The following is a 1,873-nucleotide window of genomic DNA, read 5'->3' as shown; positions in this document are numbered from 1 at the left end:
CCAGTACACCCTGGATCGTCAACAGTTCGGTCGCCCGCTGGCCGCCACTCAGTTGATCCAGAAGAAGCTGGCCGACATGCAGACTGAAATCACCATGGCGCTGCAAGGCTGCCTGCGTCTGGGTCGTATGAAGGACGAAGGGACTGCTGCAGTCGAAATTACCTCGATGATGAAGCGCAACTCTTGCGGCAAGTCCCTGGACATCGCGCGCATGGCTCGCGATATGTTGGGCGGCAACGGCATCTCCGATGAATTCGGTGTTGCGCGTCACCTGGTCAACCTGGAAGTGGTGAACACCTATGAAGGTACTCACGACGTCCATGCACTGATCCTCGGTCGTGCGCAAACCGGCCTCCAGGCGTTCTATTAAGGAGAACGTCCATGGGCGCGCTATCGCATCTACGGGTACTGGATTTATCGCGGGTGCTGGCCGGGCCTTGGGCCGGGCAGATCCTGGCCGACCTTGGCGCCGAAGTGATCAAGGTCGAGCGTCCGGGTAACGGCGATGACACGCGCGCCTGGGGGCCACCGTTCCTTAAAGACGCTTATGGCGAGAACACCAGTGAGGCCGCCTATTACTTGTCGGCCAATCGCAACAAGCAATCGGTCACTATCGACTTCACACGCCCTGAAGGGCAGAAGCTGGTGCGAGAGCTGGCGGCCAAGTCGGACATCCTGATCGAGAACTTCAAGGTCGGCGGTCTGGCGGCTTATGGCCTGGACTATGAGTCGCTGAAGGCGATCAATCCGGATCTGATCTATTGCTCGATCACCGGGTTCGGCCAGACCGGTCCTTACGCCAGGCGAGCGGGTTATGACTTCATGATCCAGGGGCTGGGCGGTCTCATGAGCCTGACGGGGCGACCTGAAGGCGAAGAAGGCGCGGGGCCGGTGAAGGTTGGCGTGGCGCTGACGGACATCCTGACCGGGCTGTATTCGACTGTCGCGATCCTGGCAGCGCTTGCGCATCGGGATCACGACGGCGGTGGTCAGCATATCGATATGGCACTACTGGACGTACAGGTGGCTTGTCTGGCCAACCAGGCGATGAACTACCTGACGACAGGCAATGCGCCTAAACGCTTGGGCAATGCTCATCCGAACATCGTGCCCTATCAGGATTTTCCTACGGCGGATGGCGATTTCAYCCTTACCGTCGGTAACGATGGACAGTTCCGCAAGTTCGCGGAAGTGGCCGGGCAGCCGCAGTGGGCGGACGATCCGCGTTTTGCTACCAACAAGCTGCGGGTGGCAAACAGGGCAGTACTGATTCCGCTGATCCGCCAGGCGACGGTGTTCAAGACGACTGCTGAATGGGTGGCGCAGTTGGAGCAGGCTGGCGTGCCATGCGGGCCTATCAATGACGTGGCGCAGATGTTTGCCGATCCTCAGGTCAAGGCGCGTGGGTTGGCTATCGAGCTGCCTCATGCGCTGGCCGGGATGGTGCCTCAGGTGGCGAGTCCGATTCGACTGTCGGAAACGCCGGTGGAGTACCGTTTTGCACCTCCTCTGCTGGGTGAGCACACGCTGGAAGTTTTGCAGCGGGTGTTGGGCCTGGATGCCGGGGCGGTGTCCGCATTCAAGGATTCGGGCGTTCTCTGATTGGTTTCTTCTATATAGAGGAGTGTTTCGGCTCCTTTGTATAGGCTCCCTTTGGGGCGTTTTGCTGCATTCTGCAGGTTATTGATAGAAAACCTGAATCAGTGCTTGACGGCAGATTTCAGATCTCTATAATTCGCCCCACTTCCGGCGCAGTCGAAACGAAAAACTCTTTGGTAAACAATGAGTTATGCAGTTTTCGGCAGCAGGTTGCTTCAGGTCATCGAAGCCAAAAGGGAGTTGAAAAAGAGGTGTTGACAGCAGCGTGTAACGC

General features: G+C 58.2%; 2 protein-coding genes. Both read left to right on the top strand.

What is annotated here, in order from left to right; translation table 11 throughout:
* Window positions 1-370 (top strand): acyl-CoA dehydrogenase family protein (locus AC1DVH_RS30360; protein ID WP_477756904.1); only part of this gene is annotated, 370 nt, incomplete at its 5' end.
* Window positions 371-381: 11 nt separating this feature from the next.
* Window positions 382-1,602 carry a CaiB/BaiF CoA transferase family protein gene (locus tag AC1DVH_RS30355; protein WP_477756903.1) on the top strand — a complete coding sequence of 407 codons (1,221 nt, stop codon included), beginning with the start codon at window positions 382-384 and terminating at the stop codon, window positions 1,600-1,602.
* Window positions 1,603-1,873: the final 271 nt, after the last annotated feature.

This window comes from Pseudomonas sp. P4_C3 (assembly GCF_056402075.1).
Note: the sequence above shows the minus strand (reverse complement) of the source record. Positions and strands in the feature narration are given on the sequence as shown.